General features: G+C 74.5%; 13 protein-coding genes. 10 read left to right on the top strand and 3 right to left on the bottom strand.

Going from position 1 to position 17456, the window contains the following annotated elements:
• Positions 1-464: 464 nt before the first annotated feature.
• From OG989_RS24265 to OG989_RS24255, 3 genes are all read right to left on the bottom strand, one after another.
• A complete protein-coding gene (locus OG989_RS24265; protein WP_327028567.1) occupies positions 465-3395 on the bottom strand; it encodes an ATP-binding protein in 2931 nt (976 codons plus the stop codon).
• 183 nt (positions 3396-3578) lie between these two features.
• Entirely contained in the window at positions 3579-4607 is a 1029-nt protein-coding gene (locus OG989_RS31975; protein WP_442791883.1) for a T3SS (YopN, CesT) and YbjN peptide-binding chaperone 1, read from the bottom strand.
• Positions 4594-4953 carry a hypothetical protein gene (locus tag OG989_RS24255; protein WP_151457104.1) on the bottom strand — a complete coding sequence of 120 codons (360 nt, stop codon included), beginning with the start codon at positions 4951-4953 and terminating at the stop codon, positions 4594-4596. The genes OG989_RS31975 and OG989_RS24255 overlap by 14 nt, the downstream gene beginning before the upstream one ends.
• Positions 4954-5158: 205 nt before the next feature.
• On the opposite strand from OG989_RS24255, the gene htpG reads away from it, so the two are divergent.
• The 10 genes from htpG to OG989_RS24205 all read left to right on the top strand — a co-directional run bounded on the left by htpG (position 5159) and on the right by OG989_RS24205 (position 17429).
• Positions 5159-7072 carry a molecular chaperone HtpG gene (htpG, locus tag OG989_RS24250; RefSeq protein ID WP_327028566.1) on the top strand — a complete coding sequence of 638 codons (1914 nt, stop codon included), beginning with the start codon at positions 5159-5161 and terminating at the stop codon, positions 7070-7072.
• A gap of 617 nt (positions 7073-7689) precedes the next feature.
• Positions 7690-8961 (top strand): cytochrome P450, encoded by a 1272-nt coding sequence (locus OG989_RS24245; RefSeq protein ID WP_327028565.1) that lies wholly within the window; start codon positions 7690-7692, stop codon positions 8959-8961.
• Positions 8962-9227: 266 nt separating this feature from the next.
• Positions 9228-9701 (top strand): helix-turn-helix transcriptional regulator, encoded by a 474-nt coding sequence (locus OG989_RS24240; protein WP_327028564.1) that lies wholly within the window; start codon positions 9228-9230, stop codon positions 9699-9701.
• A gap of 253 nt (positions 9702-9954) precedes the next feature.
• The gene (locus OG989_RS24235; RefSeq protein ID WP_327028563.1) at positions 9955-12354 is read left to right on the top strand and encodes a nitrate- and nitrite sensing domain-containing protein; all 2400 of its coding nucleotides are present in this window, start codon (positions 9955-9957) and stop codon (positions 12352-12354) included.
• Between the two features lie 17 nt (positions 12355-12371).
• Positions 12372-12776: a roadblock/LC7 domain-containing protein gene (locus OG989_RS24230; protein ID WP_091094994.1), complete on the top strand. Its 405-nt coding sequence runs from the start codon at positions 12372-12374 to the stop codon at positions 12774-12776.
• 46 nt (positions 12777-12822) lie between these two features.
• The gene (locus OG989_RS24225; RefSeq protein ID WP_327028562.1) at positions 12823-14016 is read left to right on the top strand and encodes an ABC transporter substrate-binding protein; all 1194 of its coding nucleotides are present in this window, start codon (positions 12823-12825) and stop codon (positions 14014-14016) included.
• Positions 14013-14906: a branched-chain amino acid ABC transporter permease gene (locus tag OG989_RS24220; protein WP_151455090.1), complete on the top strand. Its 894-nt coding sequence runs from the start codon at positions 14013-14015 to the stop codon at positions 14904-14906. The genes OG989_RS24225 and OG989_RS24220 overlap by 4 nt, the downstream gene beginning before the upstream one ends.
• Positions 14903-15916 carry a branched-chain amino acid ABC transporter permease gene (locus OG989_RS24215; protein WP_327028561.1) on the top strand — a complete coding sequence of 338 codons (1014 nt, stop codon included), beginning with the start codon at positions 14903-14905 and terminating at the stop codon, positions 15914-15916. Before OG989_RS24220 ends, OG989_RS24215 begins: the two co-directional genes overlap by 4 nt.
• Positions 15913-16656 (top strand): ABC transporter ATP-binding protein, encoded by a 744-nt coding sequence (locus OG989_RS24210; RefSeq protein WP_151455088.1) that lies wholly within the window; start codon positions 15913-15915, stop codon positions 16654-16656. The genes OG989_RS24215 and OG989_RS24210 overlap by 4 nt, the downstream gene beginning before the upstream one ends.
• Complete coding sequence (locus tag OG989_RS24205; protein WP_327031226.1) at positions 16656-17429, top strand: ABC transporter ATP-binding protein; 774 nt, start codon at positions 16656-16658, stop codon at positions 17427-17429. The genes OG989_RS24210 and OG989_RS24205 overlap by 1 nt, the downstream gene beginning before the upstream one ends.
• Positions 17430-17456 lie beyond the last annotated feature (27 nt).

Here is a 17456-nt window from a genome sequence, read left to right as displayed (position 1 = left end):
TGGGTGTGCCACGGTTGAGGAAAGGTCGAGATGTTCGGGGGCCTGCGGCCGGCGGGGCCGGCCGGGCTCGTCCCGGGGGATGCAACCGGTCGGGCCGGCCGCACATTCCACCGTCTCGCGGGCCCGTCCGGGTGCGGCGGTCGCCCGCTCGGTGGTCCCGGGGATGTAACCACCGTGGGCGGCCGGTCATTCCGGCGGCCCGACGCCCGGGATCAGGCGGAGGTACTCGGCGGTCCGGGGGATGTAACCACGCCGGTCCGGTCCGCATTCCGCCGGCCATCGGGCCGGCGTGCGACCACCGGGCCGGCGAACGGGCCCGGTCACGCGGCCGTGATTGGTTACAACGACCCGGCACCCCCGCCCATGCCCACCCGACCCGTGACCCCCGCCACCACAAACGGGACATACGCCATATATGTTCGACTCGGTGACGGCAGGCGCGATAGGCCCCGCCTGTGGCGGGGTCAGGCGGTGGGCGACAGGCGGCGTTCGATGGTGACGGTGGTGCCTTCGGCGGTGGAGACCAGTCGCACGTCGCCGTACGCGTTCATCAGCGTGGCACCCCGCCCCCGGTCCATGGCCGGACGACGGTCCCGCCAGGTGCCGAAGTCGCGCACCGAGATCCGTACCGTGCCATCGGCCACCCGCAGTCGGACCCGCACCTCGGCGCGGGTGGGGCGTTGGGCGTGCTCGACGGCGTTGTTGACCGCCTCGGAGGCGGCCAGCAGGAGGTCGGCCACGATGTCCGGATCGACGTCCAGGTTCTCCAGTGAGGCCCGCACGTCCCGGCGCATCGCGGCGGCGGAGGTGGGCTGTGAGGGGTACGTCCAGCCCGTGTCCAGCGCGGCCGGCTGCTCGGGAGCCGGCCGCCGGTCCCCGTTGTGGGCGTGCTCCCCGTCCCCGCCGACCGACGGATCGACGCCCGGCGCGGCAGGCGGGCCGCTCACCGGACCGCCACCCGCGTCCACGGGACCGCCACCCGAGGCCGGTGACCTGACCGGGGCGCCGTCGCCCTCGGAACCGGCCGACGCCGGCCGCGCCCCGGCCGCCGACCCGGTCGGGGCCTCGCCGAGGCCACCCGCGTCGGCCGTCGTGCCGAGGCCGTCCGCCCCGCGTGCGGTGTCGCCGGGGTCGCCCCCGTCGTCCCGGTGGTGCCGCCGGGTGCGGGCGCCGTGCAGGGCGGACCGGACCCGGGCGATCAGCTCGGCGGCGGCGAAGGGCTTGACGACGTAGTCGTCGGCGCCGAGGTCGAGCCCCTCCACGCTGGCGTCGCCGCCGGCGCGCGCCGAGAGCACCACCACCGGCAGCGTGCGGGTGCCGGCCTGCCCGCGCAGCCGACGGACCAGCTCGAAGCCGTCGATCCCGGGCATCATCACGTCGGTGAGCACCAGGTCGGGCTGATCCCGGCGGATCGCCTCCAGGGCCTGCCGGCCGTCGCCGACCGTCTCCACCCGCCAGCCCTGCTCGCCCAGCAACCGGGCCAGGTACGCGCGCATGTCGGCGTTGTCGTCGGCGACGAGGATCCGCGCGTGCCGCAGCGCGTCCTCGGCACCGTACGCCGGCACCGGCGGCCCGGCCGGCGCGGACGCCCCCGCCTGCGCCGGGTCGGCGAGCCAGCCGACCGCCTCCTGGACGGCGGCCCGGGCCGCGTCCCCGGCCCCGGCCACGCCCGCGGCCGACGCGGGGGTCCGCCCCGCGGCGGACCAGGGCAGTGCCACGGTGAACGTCGTTCCCGTCCCGATCCGGCTCTCCACCCGCACGTCGCCGCCTTCGAGGCGGGCGAGCTCGCGGACCAGGGCGAGCCCGATGCCGGTGCCCTCGTGGCTGCGCGACCGGGTGCCCTGCACCCGGTGGAAGCGTTCGAAGAGCCGGGGCAGATCATCCTCGGCGATACCGATGCCCGTGTCGGCGACGGTCAGCCGTACCTCGTCGTCGTCGGCGGTCAGCCCGACCCGGATCCGGCCGACGAAGGTGTACTTCAGCGCGTTCGACAGCAGGTTGGTGACGATGCGTTCCCAGTTGACCGGGTCGACGGAGACCGCGCGGGGCAGCGGCGGGCAGTCGACCTCCAGGCGCAGCCCGGCGCGTTCGACGGCTGCCCGGAAGACGCTCGCCAGCTCGGTGGTGAGCCCGGCCAGGTCGACCTCGCGAGCCTGGCTGTGTGCCTGCCCGGCCTCCAGGCTGGAGAAGGTGAGCAGGCTGTTGACGAGGGTGAGCAGCCGGGTGGCGTTGCGCCAGGCGGTGTCGACCCGTTCCCGCTGCGTCGCCGGCAGGGGGTGCTCGTTGTCGTTGAGGGCGTCGGCCAGCGGGCCGAGCATCAGCGTCAGCGGGGTCCGGAACTCGTGGCTGACGTTGGTGAAGAAGCCGGTCTTGACCCGGTCCAGCTCGGCGAGCGCCTCGGCCCGCCGGCGCTCCTCCTCGTACGCCTGGGCGTTGCGTACGGCGACGGCCACCTGCTGGGCCAGCAGCGCGTGGAACGACCGGTACGCCTCGTCCAGCCCCCGGCTCGGGCTGACCCCGAGCAGCAGCACCCCGAGGGGCTGGCCCGCCTCGGCCGACGGCAGTGGCAGGGCGCGGGCGGTGCCGACCGGGTCGCCCCACGGCCCGGCGGGCAGGGCGAGCCGCCGCTCGACGCCGGCCACGTCGGTCGTCGTGCCGCCGGCGGCGGCCGTCAGCCCCCACTCGTGCTCCTCGCCCGCCGGCAGCGTGGCCGGCAGGGCCGCGGCCACGGGCTCCCCGCCGACGTGGGCGGCGCGGCGCAGCAGCGCGCCCTCGCACAGGTAGATCGCGGCGAAGGGGACGTCCAGCGGGTGCCCGCCGATGGCCTCGGCGAGCCGGGCGCAGGTGCTCTGCACGTCGACGGTCCGCCCGTCGCCGCCGACGGACAGGTCACGCAGCAGACGCAGCCGGCGCTCACCGACGACCTGCTCGGTGACCTCGCTGCACACGGTGAGCACCCCCACCGTGCGTCCCTCGTCGTCGCGGGCGGGGGCGTGCGAGACGCTGAAGTACGCCTCCTCGCGGTAGCCGGCGCGGTCGAGCAGCAGTCGCAGGGCCGGCACCCAGCTGGCGACCCCGGTCGCCATCGCCTCGTCGATCAGGGGGCCCAGCACGTCCCAGCCCTCGGCCAGGGTGACCCGCACGTCGCCGCCGAGCGCGTCGGGGTGTTTGTCGCCGATCAGGGCCGAGTACGCGTCGTTGTACAGCTGGGTGAAGCGGTCCCCCCAGAGCAGCAGCATCGGGTAGCGGGAGGAGAGGACCATCCGGACGGCGGCGCGCAGGCTCTGCGGCCAGCCGTCGACCGGGCCGAGCGGGGTGGCGGCCCAGTCGAGGCGTGCCATCAGCCGCCCGGTCCCACCGCCCTCGGCGAACAGGTCCCCCGTGGGCCGTGTCACCCTCGGTCGCACCTCATCGCAGCCCTCACTTCCGGGCCCCGACGACCCTTGCTGGTGTTACCCGCACATCCTGGCACCCAGCTTCAGCTGTACGTCCGCCGGCACCCCAGCGCGTGTCTGTACCCAGGCCTGCACATCTCCACACCTCGACCCGGCAGATCGGGTCGGCGGGGGCGGGCGGGGTCAGCCCTCGGCCGCCCGGCGGCGCAGCAGCTCGACCGCCTCGTCGACCAGGCCGCCTTCGGTGAGCAGCGTCAGCAGCAGCGGCAGGTGCCGCCAGTCGCCGGCGTCGACCGCCTGCCGCAGCAGGCCGACCGCCTCGTCGTGCCGGCCCCGGGCGGCCAGCAGCGCGGCCAGTTCGTCGCGGGCGCGCGGATCACCCTGCTCGGCGGCGATCCGCCAGTACCGTTCGGCCTCGTCGGTGCGGCCCTCCCCGGCGAGCAGCGCGGCGAGCCGGGCGGCGGCGTGCCAGTCGCCGTGCTCGGCACGGATCCGCAGTTCCTCCGTCCGCCCCCGGTCCGCCAGCAGGTCGACCAGGACGCTGCCCGCCCCGTTCGCGCCGGCCCGGTCGAGGTCGCGCAGGTAGCCGGTCGGGTCGGGCACCGCCACCAGCCCGGCGGACTCCGGGCCGAAGAAGCGGCTGCCGCCGAACTCCCGCCGGAGCTGGTCGTCGAGGTCGTCGGCGAGCGCGATCATGGCCCGCAGGGCCAGCAGCAGATGGGTGGGCGCGAAGTCCTGCCCGAAGACGGGGATGGACGCCCAGACCGTGTCGCCGGTGCAGTAGACGCGCCCGACCACCAGCCCGTTGGTGAGGTCGGAGAGCCGCCGGTACAGGGACTCGGTCGGGTCGACGCCGGTGAGCAGCGGAGAGAACACGTCGACCAGCGGCGGGTCGTCCTGTGCCCGTACGAAGATCATGGCCGAGCCGGCGCGGATGCCGACGTCGCCGTCGGCGTCGACGCGCAACTGGTCCGTGGTGACGCCGAGGAGGCCGGCGAGCACAGCCCGGACCTGGTGGGTCAGCTTCCCTCCGTCGTCGTCCTCGGCGTCGGGACGGGGGAGCGGGCCGGCGCTGAGGGCGGCGACCGGCCGGGCGGCCAGCGCGGCGGCGAGCCGCGTCCGGGCCGGTACGGGAACGGCCGTGGCGGTGGTGGCCGGGCGGGCGGCCAGCGCGGCGACGAACCTGCCGAGCAGGTTCTCACGCGGCGTCATCGTGCTCGCCGCTCGTGCCGTCCCGGCCGCTGTCGGCCGGTCGTTCCGTCACCCGGACCTGGTCGAACATCTTGGCGATCACCAGTGGCGCCGCGACCCCGAAGGTGAAGCTGGCGAAGGCCGTGGTGGCCAGGCCACCCGCCCCGGCCGCGGCGGCGAGGCCGGTGCCGGCCACGGTCCTGAGCAGCACCGCGAACACGACGATCGGGGCGTCCCGCCGGTCCCGCCACGGCCACTGCCACCGGCCCTTGGACTCGCTGGTCGGGCGCATCATCCCGGAGAGGTTCAGCGCCTCGGCCACCGCGCTGCCGACCAGTCCCCACATCGCGGCCATCCATAGAGACACATCCCTACCGTACTGACCGCCCGCCGCGGCGGTCGCACCAGCCCTCGGCTTCTCCGGCGGCCACGTCGACGCCAACTGCGACGGTAGGGCGCGGGGGCAACGCGACGCCAGCCGACGTTCCGCGGTCCCGTCGTCTCGCCGTCGGCGACGGCTCGTATCCTTTCCGCGAACCTTCGGTGGGCTTTCGAGGATGAAAGGACACGGTGTGAGCAACCGGGCCGAGACGTTGGAGTTCCAGGCCGAGGCGCGTCAGCTGCTCCAGCTGATGGTCCACTCGATCTATTCGAACAAGGACGTCTTCCTGCGTGAACTGATCTCGAACGCATCGGACGCGCTGGACAAGCTGCGCCTGGCGTCGATGGTCGACAAGGAGCTGGAGGTCGACACCTCCGACCTGCGCATCGAGATCGAGGTCGACAAGGCAGCGCGCACGCTGACCGTCCGGGACAACGGCATCGGCATGTCCCGCGACGAGGTGGTCCAGGTGATCGGCACGATCGCCAAGTCCGGGACCGCCGAGCTGCTGAGCAAGCTGCGCGAGTCCTCCGACGCCGGGGCGCGGCAGGAGCTGATCGGCCAGTTCGGCGTGGGCTTCTACGCGGCGTTCATGGTCGCCGACCGGGTGGAGCTGGTGACCCGCCGGGCGGGGGAGAGCGTCGGCACCCGGTGGGAGTCGGCCGGTGAGGGCACGTACTCCGTCGAGTCGGTCGAGGAGGCGCCGCAGGGCACGTCGGTGACCCTGCACCTCAAGCCGGCCGACGACGAGGACAACCTGCACGACTACACCGCCGAGTGGACGATCTGGGAGATCGTCAAGCGCTACTCGGACTTCATCGCCTGGCCGATCCGGATGACCGTCGAGCGCACCGGCGAGGGCGACGAGACCAGCACCGAGACCCAGACGCTCAACTCGATGAAGGCGCTCTGGGCCCGCTCCCGCGACGAGGTCGACGAGGCCGAGTACAAGGAGTTCTACAAGCACGTCAGCCACGACTGGGCGGACCCGCTGGACATCGTGCACATGCGGGGCGAGGGCACCTTCGAGTACGAGGCCCTGCTGTTCATCCCGTCGCACGCGCCGCTGGACCTGTTCGCCCCGCAGGGCCGCCGCGGCGTGCAGCTCTACGTCAAGCGCGTCTTCATCATGGACGACTGCGAAGCGCTCATGCCGAACTACCTGCGCTTCGTCAAGGGCGTCGTGGACGCGCACGACCTGTCGCTGAACATCTCCCGGGAGATCCTCCAGCAGGACCGGCAGATCCAGGTCGTCCGCCGCCGGCTGGTCAAGAAGATCCTGTCCACCGTCAAGGACATGAAGGCGAACCACGCCGAGCGTTACCGGACCTTCTGGACCGAGTTCGGCGCCGCCGTCAAGGAGGGCCTGATCGACGACACGGAGAACCGGGACACGCTCCTGGAGATCCTGTCGGTCGCCTCCACCCACGATCCGGCCGAACCCACGGACCTTGCCGGCTACGTCGGCCGGATGAAGGACGGGCAGAGCGACATCTACTACGCCACCGGCGACTCGCGCACGATGATCGAGAACTCGCCGCACATGGAGGCGTTCCGCGCCAAGGGCTACGAGGTGCTGCTGCTCACCGACCCGGTCGACGAGGTGTGGATCGAGCGCGTCGGCCAGTACGACGGCAGGACGCTGCGCTCCATCGCCAAGGGCCAGGTGGACCTGGACACCGAGGAGGAGAAGAAGGAGGCCGAGGCCGAGCGCGAGCAGCAGCGCAAGGACTTCGCCGACCTGCTCACCTGGATGGACGCCACCCTCGCCGACTCCGTCAAGGAGGTCCGCCTCTCCTCCCGGCTGACCACCTCGCCCGCCTGCGTCGTCGGCGACGCCCACGACATCACCCCGACGCTGGAGAAGATGTACCGGGCGATGGGGCACGAGGTGCCGACGGTGAAGCGGATCCTGGAGCTCAACCCCGGGCACCCGCTGGTCACCGGCCTGCGCAAGGCGCACGAGCAGAGCGGCACGGAGGAGTCGCTGAAGGAGACCGCCGAGCTGCTTTACGGCCTGGCGCTGCTCGCCGAGGGCGGGGAACTGGCCGACCCGTCCCGGTTCACCCGCATGCTCGCCGACCGGCTCGCCCGTACCCTCTAGCCGCACGCACGGGCCGGCCGGCGGGTGCCGCCGGCCGGCCCGTGACCGGTCGACTCCCACCCCGGGCCGCCCCCCCCCGGATCGCCGGGGTGGGTCGCCTTGCGCGTCGTCCTTGCTCGACGACCCCACCTGCCGCCCGCACGGACCCGTGCCGCCCGCGTGGGACCCCGAGCCGTCCGCCGGAATCTGCCGCCGCTCCTGCCGGGAGAACTTCTTCGGGTAATCGGTCGGCCGTTCACTGAACGCATCGTGAGCCCTGTTTCCGGTGCGCGTACGGTCGGCCTTTCACGGCCTGATCCTCGGTCGATGTCACACCGCCTTTCCGCCCGGTCGTGCGGGACACGCGGGGCCGTGGCGCGACGCGGTGCCCGCTGCCGGCCGTTGCGTCGTCTACCGTGTGCAATGTCGCGACCAGCGGGCAGGGAACATCCCGCAACTTGCAGAACGACGTGGTGCGCGTGTGGCCGAAGGCGTGGAAATTGCGCATCGGCACATTGAAGAACGCCGATATTGACTTGCTCCCGGAATGGGCGCACCGTGAAGCCTGCGGCGGTAGCCGGAGCCCCGGGAGTCGTTCGGCAATTCCGTTCGTGGCCATGGCGTTCGAGGAGGCGGTCATGCGATTGGATCCGTTCGCGGGGGCGTATCTCACCGACCCGGCGCAGGTGTGGCGGCGGCTACTGGACGAGCCCGAGGGGGTGCGCCACGACCCGGACCTGGGGCTGTGGCTGATCACCCGGCACGCCGACGTGCGCCGCGCGCTGGGTGACGCGGAGGCCTTCGGCAACGCCCTCACCCTCGCCCCGATCTACGACGTCTGCCCCGAGGCGATGGAGTTCATCGCCCGCATCGACGCGCCGCCCACCACCGCCGCCGCGGACCCCCCGGCGCACCCCCGGACCCGCCGGGCCCTGCGGGCGACCTTCGCCAACACCGCCGAACGCGTCGAACGCCGGTACGGCGCGATCGTCGAGCGCCGGGTCGACGAACTGGTGTCCCGGCTCGTCGACCGCGCCGACGGGCGGGCGGACCTCGTCGGCGAGTTCACCACCGAACTGCCCCTGCTGGTCCTGCTCGACATCCTCGGCGTACCGGAGGAGGACGTCGGGCGGGTCAGGGCCTGGGGGGACGGCCAGATCGCGTTGCTCTGGGGGCAGCCGGACCCGGCCGAGCAGGTCCGGCTGGCCCGGGACCTGTGGGAGTTCTGGCGCTACTGCGAGCGGTTGGTCGGCGCCCGACTCGGCGGTGCCCGGTACGGCGAGGACTACGTCAGCCAACTGCTGGCGTACCGCGACGGCGACGACGAGGTGCTCACGGTGGCCGAGGTGTCGAGCATCGTGTTCAACCTCATGGTCGCCGGGCACGAGACGACGGCCGGGCTGCTCGCCCACGCGCTCGACCAGGCGCTGTCGGGCCCGGGCCGGTGGCGGGAGCTCGGCGAGGACCCGCGCCGGATACCCGCGTTCCTGACCGAGACGCTGCGTTTCGCGCCCGCCATCGACGGCTGGCTGCGGGTGACCCGCCGACCCGTCACCCTGGACGGCGTCACCATTCCGGCGGGCGCGCGCTGCCTGCTGCTGATCGGCGCCGCCAACCGGGATCCGGCGGAGTTCGCCCGGCCGGAACAATTCGATCCGCACCGGTCCGACGGGGACGGGCACCTCTCGTTCGGGCACGGGCCGCACTTCTGTATCGGCGCGGCGCTGGCCCGGCTGGAGGCGAGGACGGCGTTGACCCGGCTCTGCCGAGCGGTTCCCGGACTGCGCCTGGCCCCCGGCCATCGCCGCTCGTACAAGGTCAACATCGCCTTCCGCGCGCACCGGAGCCTGCCGGTGGTCCTCGGCACGACGGTGCCGTCCGGTGCTCCGGCGGCGCCTGTCGCCGGGTGACCAGCCGCCTCGCGGCGGCGTCGCGGTGGCGCCGATCCTGTTCTCCGGGCGGGGGCCGTCGGACCGTGCCGAGCGGCGCCCGACCGGCTGCGCGCGGACCCGTGGGGGCCGCCGCGGCCCCTGACAGGTGACTACGCTCCGAAGTCACGTCTTCACACCCGTCGACCGATGGGTTAAGAATTGTCCCCTGCGAATACCCATTCATCGCCCAATGTCTATTGATGCCGATGCCGATGCCGGCCGGTCGGCGTCGCGAAGGTGAACACATGGATCGCACGCCCCCGTCGAGCGCCCAGCGCTCCGGTGCCATCCACCGGTTCCGCTCCGAACTGCGCACCTGGCGCACCCGTCAGGGGTTGACCCAGCGGGCGCTCGCGGAGCGGGTGCGGTTCAGTCGCGAGACGGTCGCCGCGGTCGAGTCCGGCCGCCGGTACGGCAGTCACGAGTTCGCCGTCCGCTGCGACGAGGTGCTCGGCACCGGCGGTTGCCTGGCGGCGCTGTGGCCGCAGGTCGCGGCGGAGCAGTTGGCGGCGGACGGCCGCCGTGGCCCCCGGTTCGGAACGGTGGCAGAGCCCGACCCGGCCCTCGTGCCGCCGGCCGCGCGGCGGGACGCGCGCGACCCGGAGGCGGTCGTGGCGGCGATCGACGAGCTGCGGGAGCTGATCGGCCAGGTGCTCGGCGGGCCGCCGGAGGCGGACCTCCCGCCGCACCCGTCAGGCGGGCGACCCGGGCGCTCCTGACCTGCGCGGGGTCGGACCCGCGGGGCGGGACGGGCGCTGCTGGCGCTGGGTACAGATGCCGGTACGGGCCGTTTGTACCACCGTCAGGTCTTCTCTGTGGGCGTTGGTTCCGGCGGAATGAGACGTGCAAACGGCAAGGTACGCATTGGCCGTCTTGGATGAGTCGCGGGAGTCAGTCTTGGCGTCGAGCACGAGGTCCCACGCGGCCCGACCCTACCCGACCGGCCGCCGCGGCTGGAAGATCGGCACCCGGATGCGCCTCATCGTGGCGGCCCCGCTGGTCGCCGTGATGGGATTCGCCGGCCTCGCCCTGACCGAGAGCGTCCGCCAGACGACCCGCGCGAGCGATCTCGGACTCCTGGCGCACCTCGGTGCCGACGCGGGCGACCTGGCCCACCGGCTGCAACGCGAGCGCGTCGTCGCCGCCGACCTGCTCAGCCGGGGCGCGGCCGAGCAGCAGGAAGCCTTCGCGGACGCCACCGGGAGCACCGACGACGCCGTCGCCCGCTACCGCCGGCAGCGGGCGCTGGTGCCTGCCGGACCCGCCGCCGGGCAGTCCGCGCTCCAGCGGATCGACCTGGCGCTGGAGGGCCTGCCGCCGCTGCGCGCGCAGGTGCGTACGGCGGCGCACGCCTCGGTGTCAGCGATGACCTTCAGCTACCGGATCGTGATCGCCGACCTGCTCAGCCTTCGGGAGAGCGTCACCCTCGGCGCGGTCAACGCCCGGATCACGGACGGCATGCGGGCCTCGGCCGCGCTGTCCAAGGCGGCCGAGGCGGCCGGCCAGCAGCAGGTCGCCGTCCTGCGCGCGGTGGCGGCCGACCAGCTGACCCCCGCCATGCAGCAGGACATCACCGCCGCCCGGTCCGGCTTCACCGAGTCGAGCCTGTCTTTCCTGGCCCTCGCCCGGCCCGCCTGGCGGGGCTGGTGGGAGCAGGCGGGCAGCGGCCGGGACGCCCTGCTGCTGCAACGGCTGCAGGACGAGGTGTCGAGGACCCGGGCGGGAAGCCGGTTGCGGCTGGACCCCGGCGCGTGGGTCGCCGCGACCCAGCAGTGGTCCGTCCGCCTGGCCGAGCTGCGTCAACGGGTCGACGCGGCGGTGCTCGACGACATCCGGTCCGCCCACGCCGACCAGCGGCGGCGCACGGCCGTCGAGGCGGCTGCCGTGGCGGTGGCCCTGCTGCTCACCGCGCTGGTCACCTGGGCGGTGGCCCGGCAGATCACGCGGCGCCTGCGCCGGCTGCGGGACGCCGCGAACGCCGTCGCCTTCGAACGGCTGCCGCAGGTGGTGGCCCGGCTCCAGCAACCGGACAGCTCGTCGGTGGACCCGGACGAGCTGGCCCGCCAACAGTCCGCGGAGGCCCTGGAGCCGTCGCGCGGCGACGAGATCGGCGAGCTGGGGGAGGCGTTCGCGGCCGTGCACCGGGCGGCCGTGCGTACCGCGGCCGAGCAGGCGGTCATGCGGGCCAACACGGCCGACATCTTCATCCACCTCAGTCGCCGCGAGCAGCGGCTGGTCGACGCGGTGCTGGCGCAGGTCGACAAGGTCGAACGGGACGAGACCGACCCCGAACGGCTGGACCAGCTCTACACGTTGGACAACCTGGCCACCCGGATGGGACGGATCAACGCCAGCCTGCTGGTGCTGGGCGGAGTGGGGGTCGGGCGGGTACGCCAGCACGACGTACCCCTGCAACAGGTGCTCCAGGCCGCGCAGAGCCAGATCGAGCACTACGCCAGGATCCGCCTCGGCATGGTCGACGGAGACGTCGCCGTCGCGGCCGACGCCGTCGACGAGGTCGTGCACCTGCTGGCCGAGCTGATGGACAACGCCACCGGCTACTCCGCGCCGGGCACCGAGGCGTGGGTGACCGCCCGCAGCCTCGGCGACCGGGTGATCGTCCAGGTCAGCGACGAGGGCGTGGGGCTGTCCCCGCAGCGTCGGCAGCAGCTCAACGACCTGCTGGCCCGCCCGCCCGCCATCGACGTCGCGGCCGTACGGGCGATGGGGCTGGTCGTCGTGGGACAGCTCGCCGCCCGGCTGGGCGCGGCCGTCCAGCTCCGTCCGGGTCCCCGGCGCGGCATCATCGCCGAGGCGGCGTTCCCGGGGGCGATCATCCGACCGCTGCCCCCGGAGGAGTTCCTGCTCACGCCGGGCCGGCCGTCGCGGCGCGCGGCGCGGACCACCCTCGCGCCGCCGGCGTACGCCACGGCCCCGCAGCCGTGGGCGGGAAGCCCGGCGGAACCGTGGACGGGCGGTCCGACGCCCGAGCGGGCACTGCCGGTGGCGCCGGTGTTCCGGCCCGCACCGGCGCCGGCCGGAGCAGGTGACGAGCCCACCGAGGAACTCGTCATCTTCGAGGAGGTCAACCACTGGTTCCAGGCCGGCCACGACGACGCCACGAACGCGGGGCCGTGGGCCAGCCCCGCCGACGAGGCCTGGCGGACCGCCGCCCGGGCCGACGCGCCCGAGGTCGTCGCCACCACCACGTCCGGCCTGCCGCGGCGTCAGCCGCGACAGCACCTCGTCCCGGGCGGCGTCACCGTGCCGCAGCAGCGCTCCGCGCACCGCGACCCGACCCAGGTGGCCACCGCGATGGCCGCGTACGCGCGGGGCGTCGCGGGCCGCCGGACCAACCTGATCACCAACTGACCCGACAGGGAGAGCACGTGACCGACCAACAGGATCTCGGCTGGCTGCTGGACGCCTTCGCCGAGCGCGCCACCGAGGTCAGCCATGCGATCGCGATCTCCAGCGACGGCCTGATGGTGGCCGCCACGAGAGGCCTCCCGCCGGACCGGGCGGACCAGCTCGCGGCGACCGGCAGCGGGCTGGTGAGCCTGCTCCGCGGCGCGGCGGCCTTCTTCGACGCCGGCGCGGTGATCTCCAACGTGACCCAGCTCGAGGGCGGCTTCATGTTCTCGATGGCCTTCAACGACGGCGCGTCCCTGCTCGTGCTCGCCGACCCGCAGTGCGACGTCGGCAAGGTCTCCTACGAGATGACCGAGCTGGCGAACCGCATCGGCGACGCGTTGACCCCGGCGGCGCGGGCGGCACTGAGCCGCAGCCGCTGACACCCCGGCACCTCACGCCGGAAACCCCATCCCTCCTGGAGAAGACATGTCGCTGACCATCCCCCGGCGCAGCCGTGCCCGCACCGCGGCCCTGCTCGCCCTCGTCCTGCTCGCCGCGACCGCCTGTGCCGACGGCGGGCGGGGCACCGGCGCCGCCGGATCGATCAAGATCGGCCTGCTGGCGTCGCTGTCCGGCACCTACCAGGCGGTCGGCAAGGAGATCCGCGCCGGCTTCGAGCTCTACCTGGCCACCCACGACGGCAGGCTCGGCGGGCGACAGGTGGAACTCGTCGTCGCCGACGAGGGCAACGGCGCCGCGACCGCGGTGCCCGCCGCGACGAAACTGCTCAAGCAGGACCGGGTGGCCGCGCTCACCGGGATCGTCGGCGGTGGCTCCGTGGCCGCCGTCTATCCGTTGCTCAACGAGACCAAGGTGCCGTTCGTCGGCTCGAACGGTCGCCCGGAGCTGAAGGACGTGTCCCGGATCTGGCACACCTCGTACCTCTCCGACGAGCCCGGGGAGGCGATCGCCCGCCACGTGCGCGACAACGTCGAGGGCAGCGTCTACGCCATCGGCCCGGACTACCAGGGCGGCTGGGACGAGCTGCGCGGCTTCACCGACGCCTTCGTCAAGGAGGGCGGCAGGCTCGCCAATGCCGACGGCAAGACCACCTTCACCCCGTTCCCGACGACGACCAACTTCACCCCGTACTTCGCCCGGATCAAGGCCTCCGGCGCCGACGCCGTCTACACGTTCTACGCGGGCAGCGCGGCCGTCGACTTCGTCAAGCAGTACGCGCAGTCGGAGATCAGCGACCTGCCGCTCTACGCCGCCGGGTTCCTCACCGAGGGCGGGGTGCTCGACGCCCAGGGCGAGGCCGCCCGCGACGTCTACTCCGTGCTGAACTACTCGCCGGACCTGGACAACGCCGAGAACCGCGCCTTCGTGGCCGCCTGGAAGGCGAAGAACGACGGCTCCCCGACCACGTACGCCATGGCCTCCTACGACGCCGCGGCCGTCCTGGACCGGGCCATCGAGGCGGCCGGGGACGACCCGAGCCCGGAGAGCATCAACGCGGCCATCGGCCAGCTGGGCCAGATCGCCAGCCCGCGCGGCACCTGGCAGTTCTCGCCGAGCACGCACGCGCCCGTGCAGAAGTGGTACCTGCGCCAGGTGCGCCAGGACGGCCGGGCGCTGTCCAACACCGTCGTGGGTGACCTCGCCACCGTCGGCGGGTGAACGGCGTGGCGGTCGACATCCGGATCGACCCGTACCTGGTCCCGGCCCTGGACGGGGTGGCCTACGGGCTGCTGGTCTTCGTCGCCGCGGCGGGACTGGTGTTCTGCTTCGGCGTCGCCGGCATCCTGAACCTGGCGCACGGCACCCTGTACGCGATCGGCGGGTACACCGCCGCCGCGCTGTTCGACGGCGGCTGGCCGAGCCTGGTGCTGGCGCTGGCCGTCGGGACCGTCGCCGCCACCGCCGCCGGCGCGCTGGTCGCCGGCCTGCTCACCCGGCTCGCCGCGCGCAGCCATCTCACCCAGGCGCTGCTCACCTTCGGGGTGGCGCTGGCCGGGGGCAGCCTGCTCGTGGCGGCGTTCGGGCCGGACGACCCGCCGGTGCGGGTGCCGGCGGCGCTGGACGGGTCGGTGGTCGTGGCCGGGCACCGCTACGCGGCGTACCGCTTGGTCTTCATCGTCGTCGCGGCCGTGCTCGCCGGCCTGCTCCACCTCGCGGTGCGCCGCACCCGGGCCGGGATGCTGGTCCGCGCGGCCGTCGACGACGCCGAGATGGTTGCCGTCCTCGGCGTGAACCCGGCGTGGATCCGCGTCGGCGTGCTCGCCGCCGCCGGGGCGCTGGCCGGCGCCGCGGGCGTGCTCGGCGCGCCGATCATCGGTCCGGGGCCGGACACCGCCGACGCGGTGCTGCTGCTGTCGCTGGTGGTCGTCGTCCTCGGCGGGCTCGGGTCGATGACCGGCACGCTGCTCGCGGCCCTGGCGGTCGGGCAGATCCAGACCCTCGGGGTGGCGCTCGCCCCGTCGGCCGCCCCGTTCCTGCTCTTCGCCGCCATGGCCGCCGTGCTCGCGGTGCGGGCGCGGGGCCTGGCCACGAGCCGGAGGACATCGTGAGGGACGAGGCGGTGCGCGCGTTGCGGCGCGGCGTCGCCGTGCTCGTCCTGGCCGGCCTGGTGCTGGCGCCGTGGGCGGTCGACGACTACACCGTGGCGCTGCTGGCCCGTACCCTCGCGCTGGGCCTGGTGGGGGTGAGCGTCGCCCTGCTCACCGGCGTCGCGGGGCTGCCCACCCTGGGACAGACCGCGCCGTACGCGGCGGGCGCGTACGCCAGCGCGGTGGTCGGCAGCCGGCTCTCCGACGTGGCGGTGGTGCACCTGGTCGTCGCGGCGGCGGCCGGGGCGGCGCTGGCCGCGGCGACCGTCCCGCTCGTGGTGTACGCGCGCGGCGTGATCGTCCTGATGATCACCCTGGCGATCGGCGAGCTCGTGGTGACCGTCGTCGGGCGCTGGCGGTCGGTGACCGGCGGCACCGACGGGCTCGCCGGGGTGCCGCCGGTGCGTCCCCTGTGGGGGCTGCCGGTGCTGGCCACCGACCGGGCGCGCTACCTGTACGCCCTGGTGGTCGTCGCCGTGCTGGTCGGCGCGGTGCTGCTGGTCCTGCGCACCCGGGCCGGCCTGCTGCTGCGGGCCGGCCGGGACGACGAGGCGCGGCTGCGGGCCAGCGGCCACCGGGTGGCGGCCCACGTGGCGGCCGTGCACGTGGCCGCGGGGGCGGTCGCGGGCGCCGCGGGCTCCCTGCTGGTGGTCGCCCAGCAGTTCATCTCGCCGGCCGACTTCGGCTTCGACACCTCCGCCCTGCTGCTGCTCGGGGTGGTGGTCGGCGGCGTCGCGTCCGTGGGCGGCGCCCTGGTCGGCGCCGCGATCGTGATCGCCGGCCGGGACTGGCTCTTCGGTGTGCTCCCCGGGCACGCGCCCCTGGTGCTGGGGGTGGCGTTCGTCGTCACCGTCCACCTGCTGCCCGGCGACGGGCGCCGGCCGACGGGCGTGCGGGGCCGGCTCCTGCCGGGACTGCCGGCGGGCCCTGCGGCCGAGGAACGGCCGGCGCCGACGGGGGCACGCGCATGACGCCGCTGCTGTCCGCCCGGGGCGTCACGGTCCGCTACGGCTCGCTGGCCGCGCTGGACGGGGTCGACCTGCGGATCGACCACGGCCAGCGGCACGCCCTGATCGGGCCCAACGGCGCCGGCAAGAGCACGCTGCTCGACGTGCTCGGCGGGGCGACCCCGGCGGGCGGCGGCCGGGTGCTGCTCGCCGGCCGCGACGTCACCCGGCTCGGCCCCGCCGCCCGGGCCCGGCGGGGCATCGGCCGGATCCACCAGCGTCCCGCCGTGTGGTCGAGCCTGACCGCCGCCGAGAACGTGGTGGTCGCCGCGCTGCCCCACGCGGTGCGGCCCGGCCGGTGGCGGCCCGGCGCGCGGCGGTGCGCCGCCGAGCGTACGGCGGGTGCGTGGCTGGAACGGCTGGGCCTGCGCGACGTGGGCGCGACTCCCGCCGGTCAGCTCGCCCACGGGCAGCGGCGGCAACTCGAGATCGCCATGGCCCTGGCCGGTCGCCCGCGGCTGCTGCTGCTCGACGAGCCGGCCGCCGGCCTGTCCGTCGTCGAGGTCGGTCGGCTGGTGGAGTTCCTGCGGGCCCTGCCGCGCGCCGTCGCGGTGCTGCTGGTCGAGCACCGGCTGGACCTGGTGTACGCGCTCTGCGACCAGGTGACCGTGCTCCGGGACGGCCGGACGGTCGCCACCGGGACGCCGGCCGAGATCCGCGCGTCGGGTCCGGTCCGGCAGGCCTACGCGGAGGGGGTGTCGTGATGCTGCGGACGGAGCGGCTCTGCGCCGGCTACGCCGGCGGGATCGTGCTGCACGAGGTCACCCTCGACGTGGCGGCCGGCGCCGTGCAGGCGGTGGTGGGCCGCAACGGCGCCGGCAAGAGCACCCTCGTGCACGCCGTCGCCGGGCTGGTGCGGCCCTGCGGGGGGCGGATCGAGGTCGACGGCGTGCCGGTCGCCGGCCGGCAGCCGCACCGGATCGCCCGGTGCGGGGTGGGCCTCGTCCCGCAGGGCCGGCGGGTCTTCTCCCGGTTGACCGTGGCCGAGCACCTCGCCCTGGCGGCGGTGCCGTGGCGTGCCGCGACGCCGGCGGGCGAGGGGTGGACCGTCGCGCGGGTCCTGGAGCTGCTGCCCCGGCTGGCGGCCCGGCTGCGCCATCGCGGCGACCAGCTCTCCGGCGGCGAGCAGCAGATGCTGGCGATCGCCCGGGCGCTGCTCGGCCAGCCCCGGGTGCTGCTGCTGGACGAGCCGTGCGAAGGGCTGGCGCCCGGCCTGGCCGCCCGGGTACGCGACCTCGTCGGCACCCTGGCCAGGACCGGGCTGGCTGTGCTCCTCGTCGAGCAGCAGCTCCAGCACGCCGTCGAGATCGCGGACCGGATCGCGGTGCTCGAGTACGGCCGGGTGGTCTACGACCGCCCGGCGGACGAGGCCCGGGCCGAGCCGGGCCGCCTGGCGGCGATGCTCAGCGTCGCCGCCGTCGCGGAGCTGCCGGCTACCCGACCGGTGCCCGGTTCCGGGCCGATCCCGCGCACCTGACCCGACCGACTTCGACAGGAACGAGCG

It is taken from the genome of Micromonospora sp. NBC_01740 (genome assembly GCF_035920365.1).
Classification (GTDB): Bacteria; Actinomycetota; Actinomycetes; order Mycobacteriales; family Micromonosporaceae; genus Micromonospora; species Micromonospora reichwaldensis.
The sequence above is the reverse complement of the archived record's forward strand: the minus strand, read 5'-3'. Positions and strand labels throughout refer to the sequence as shown.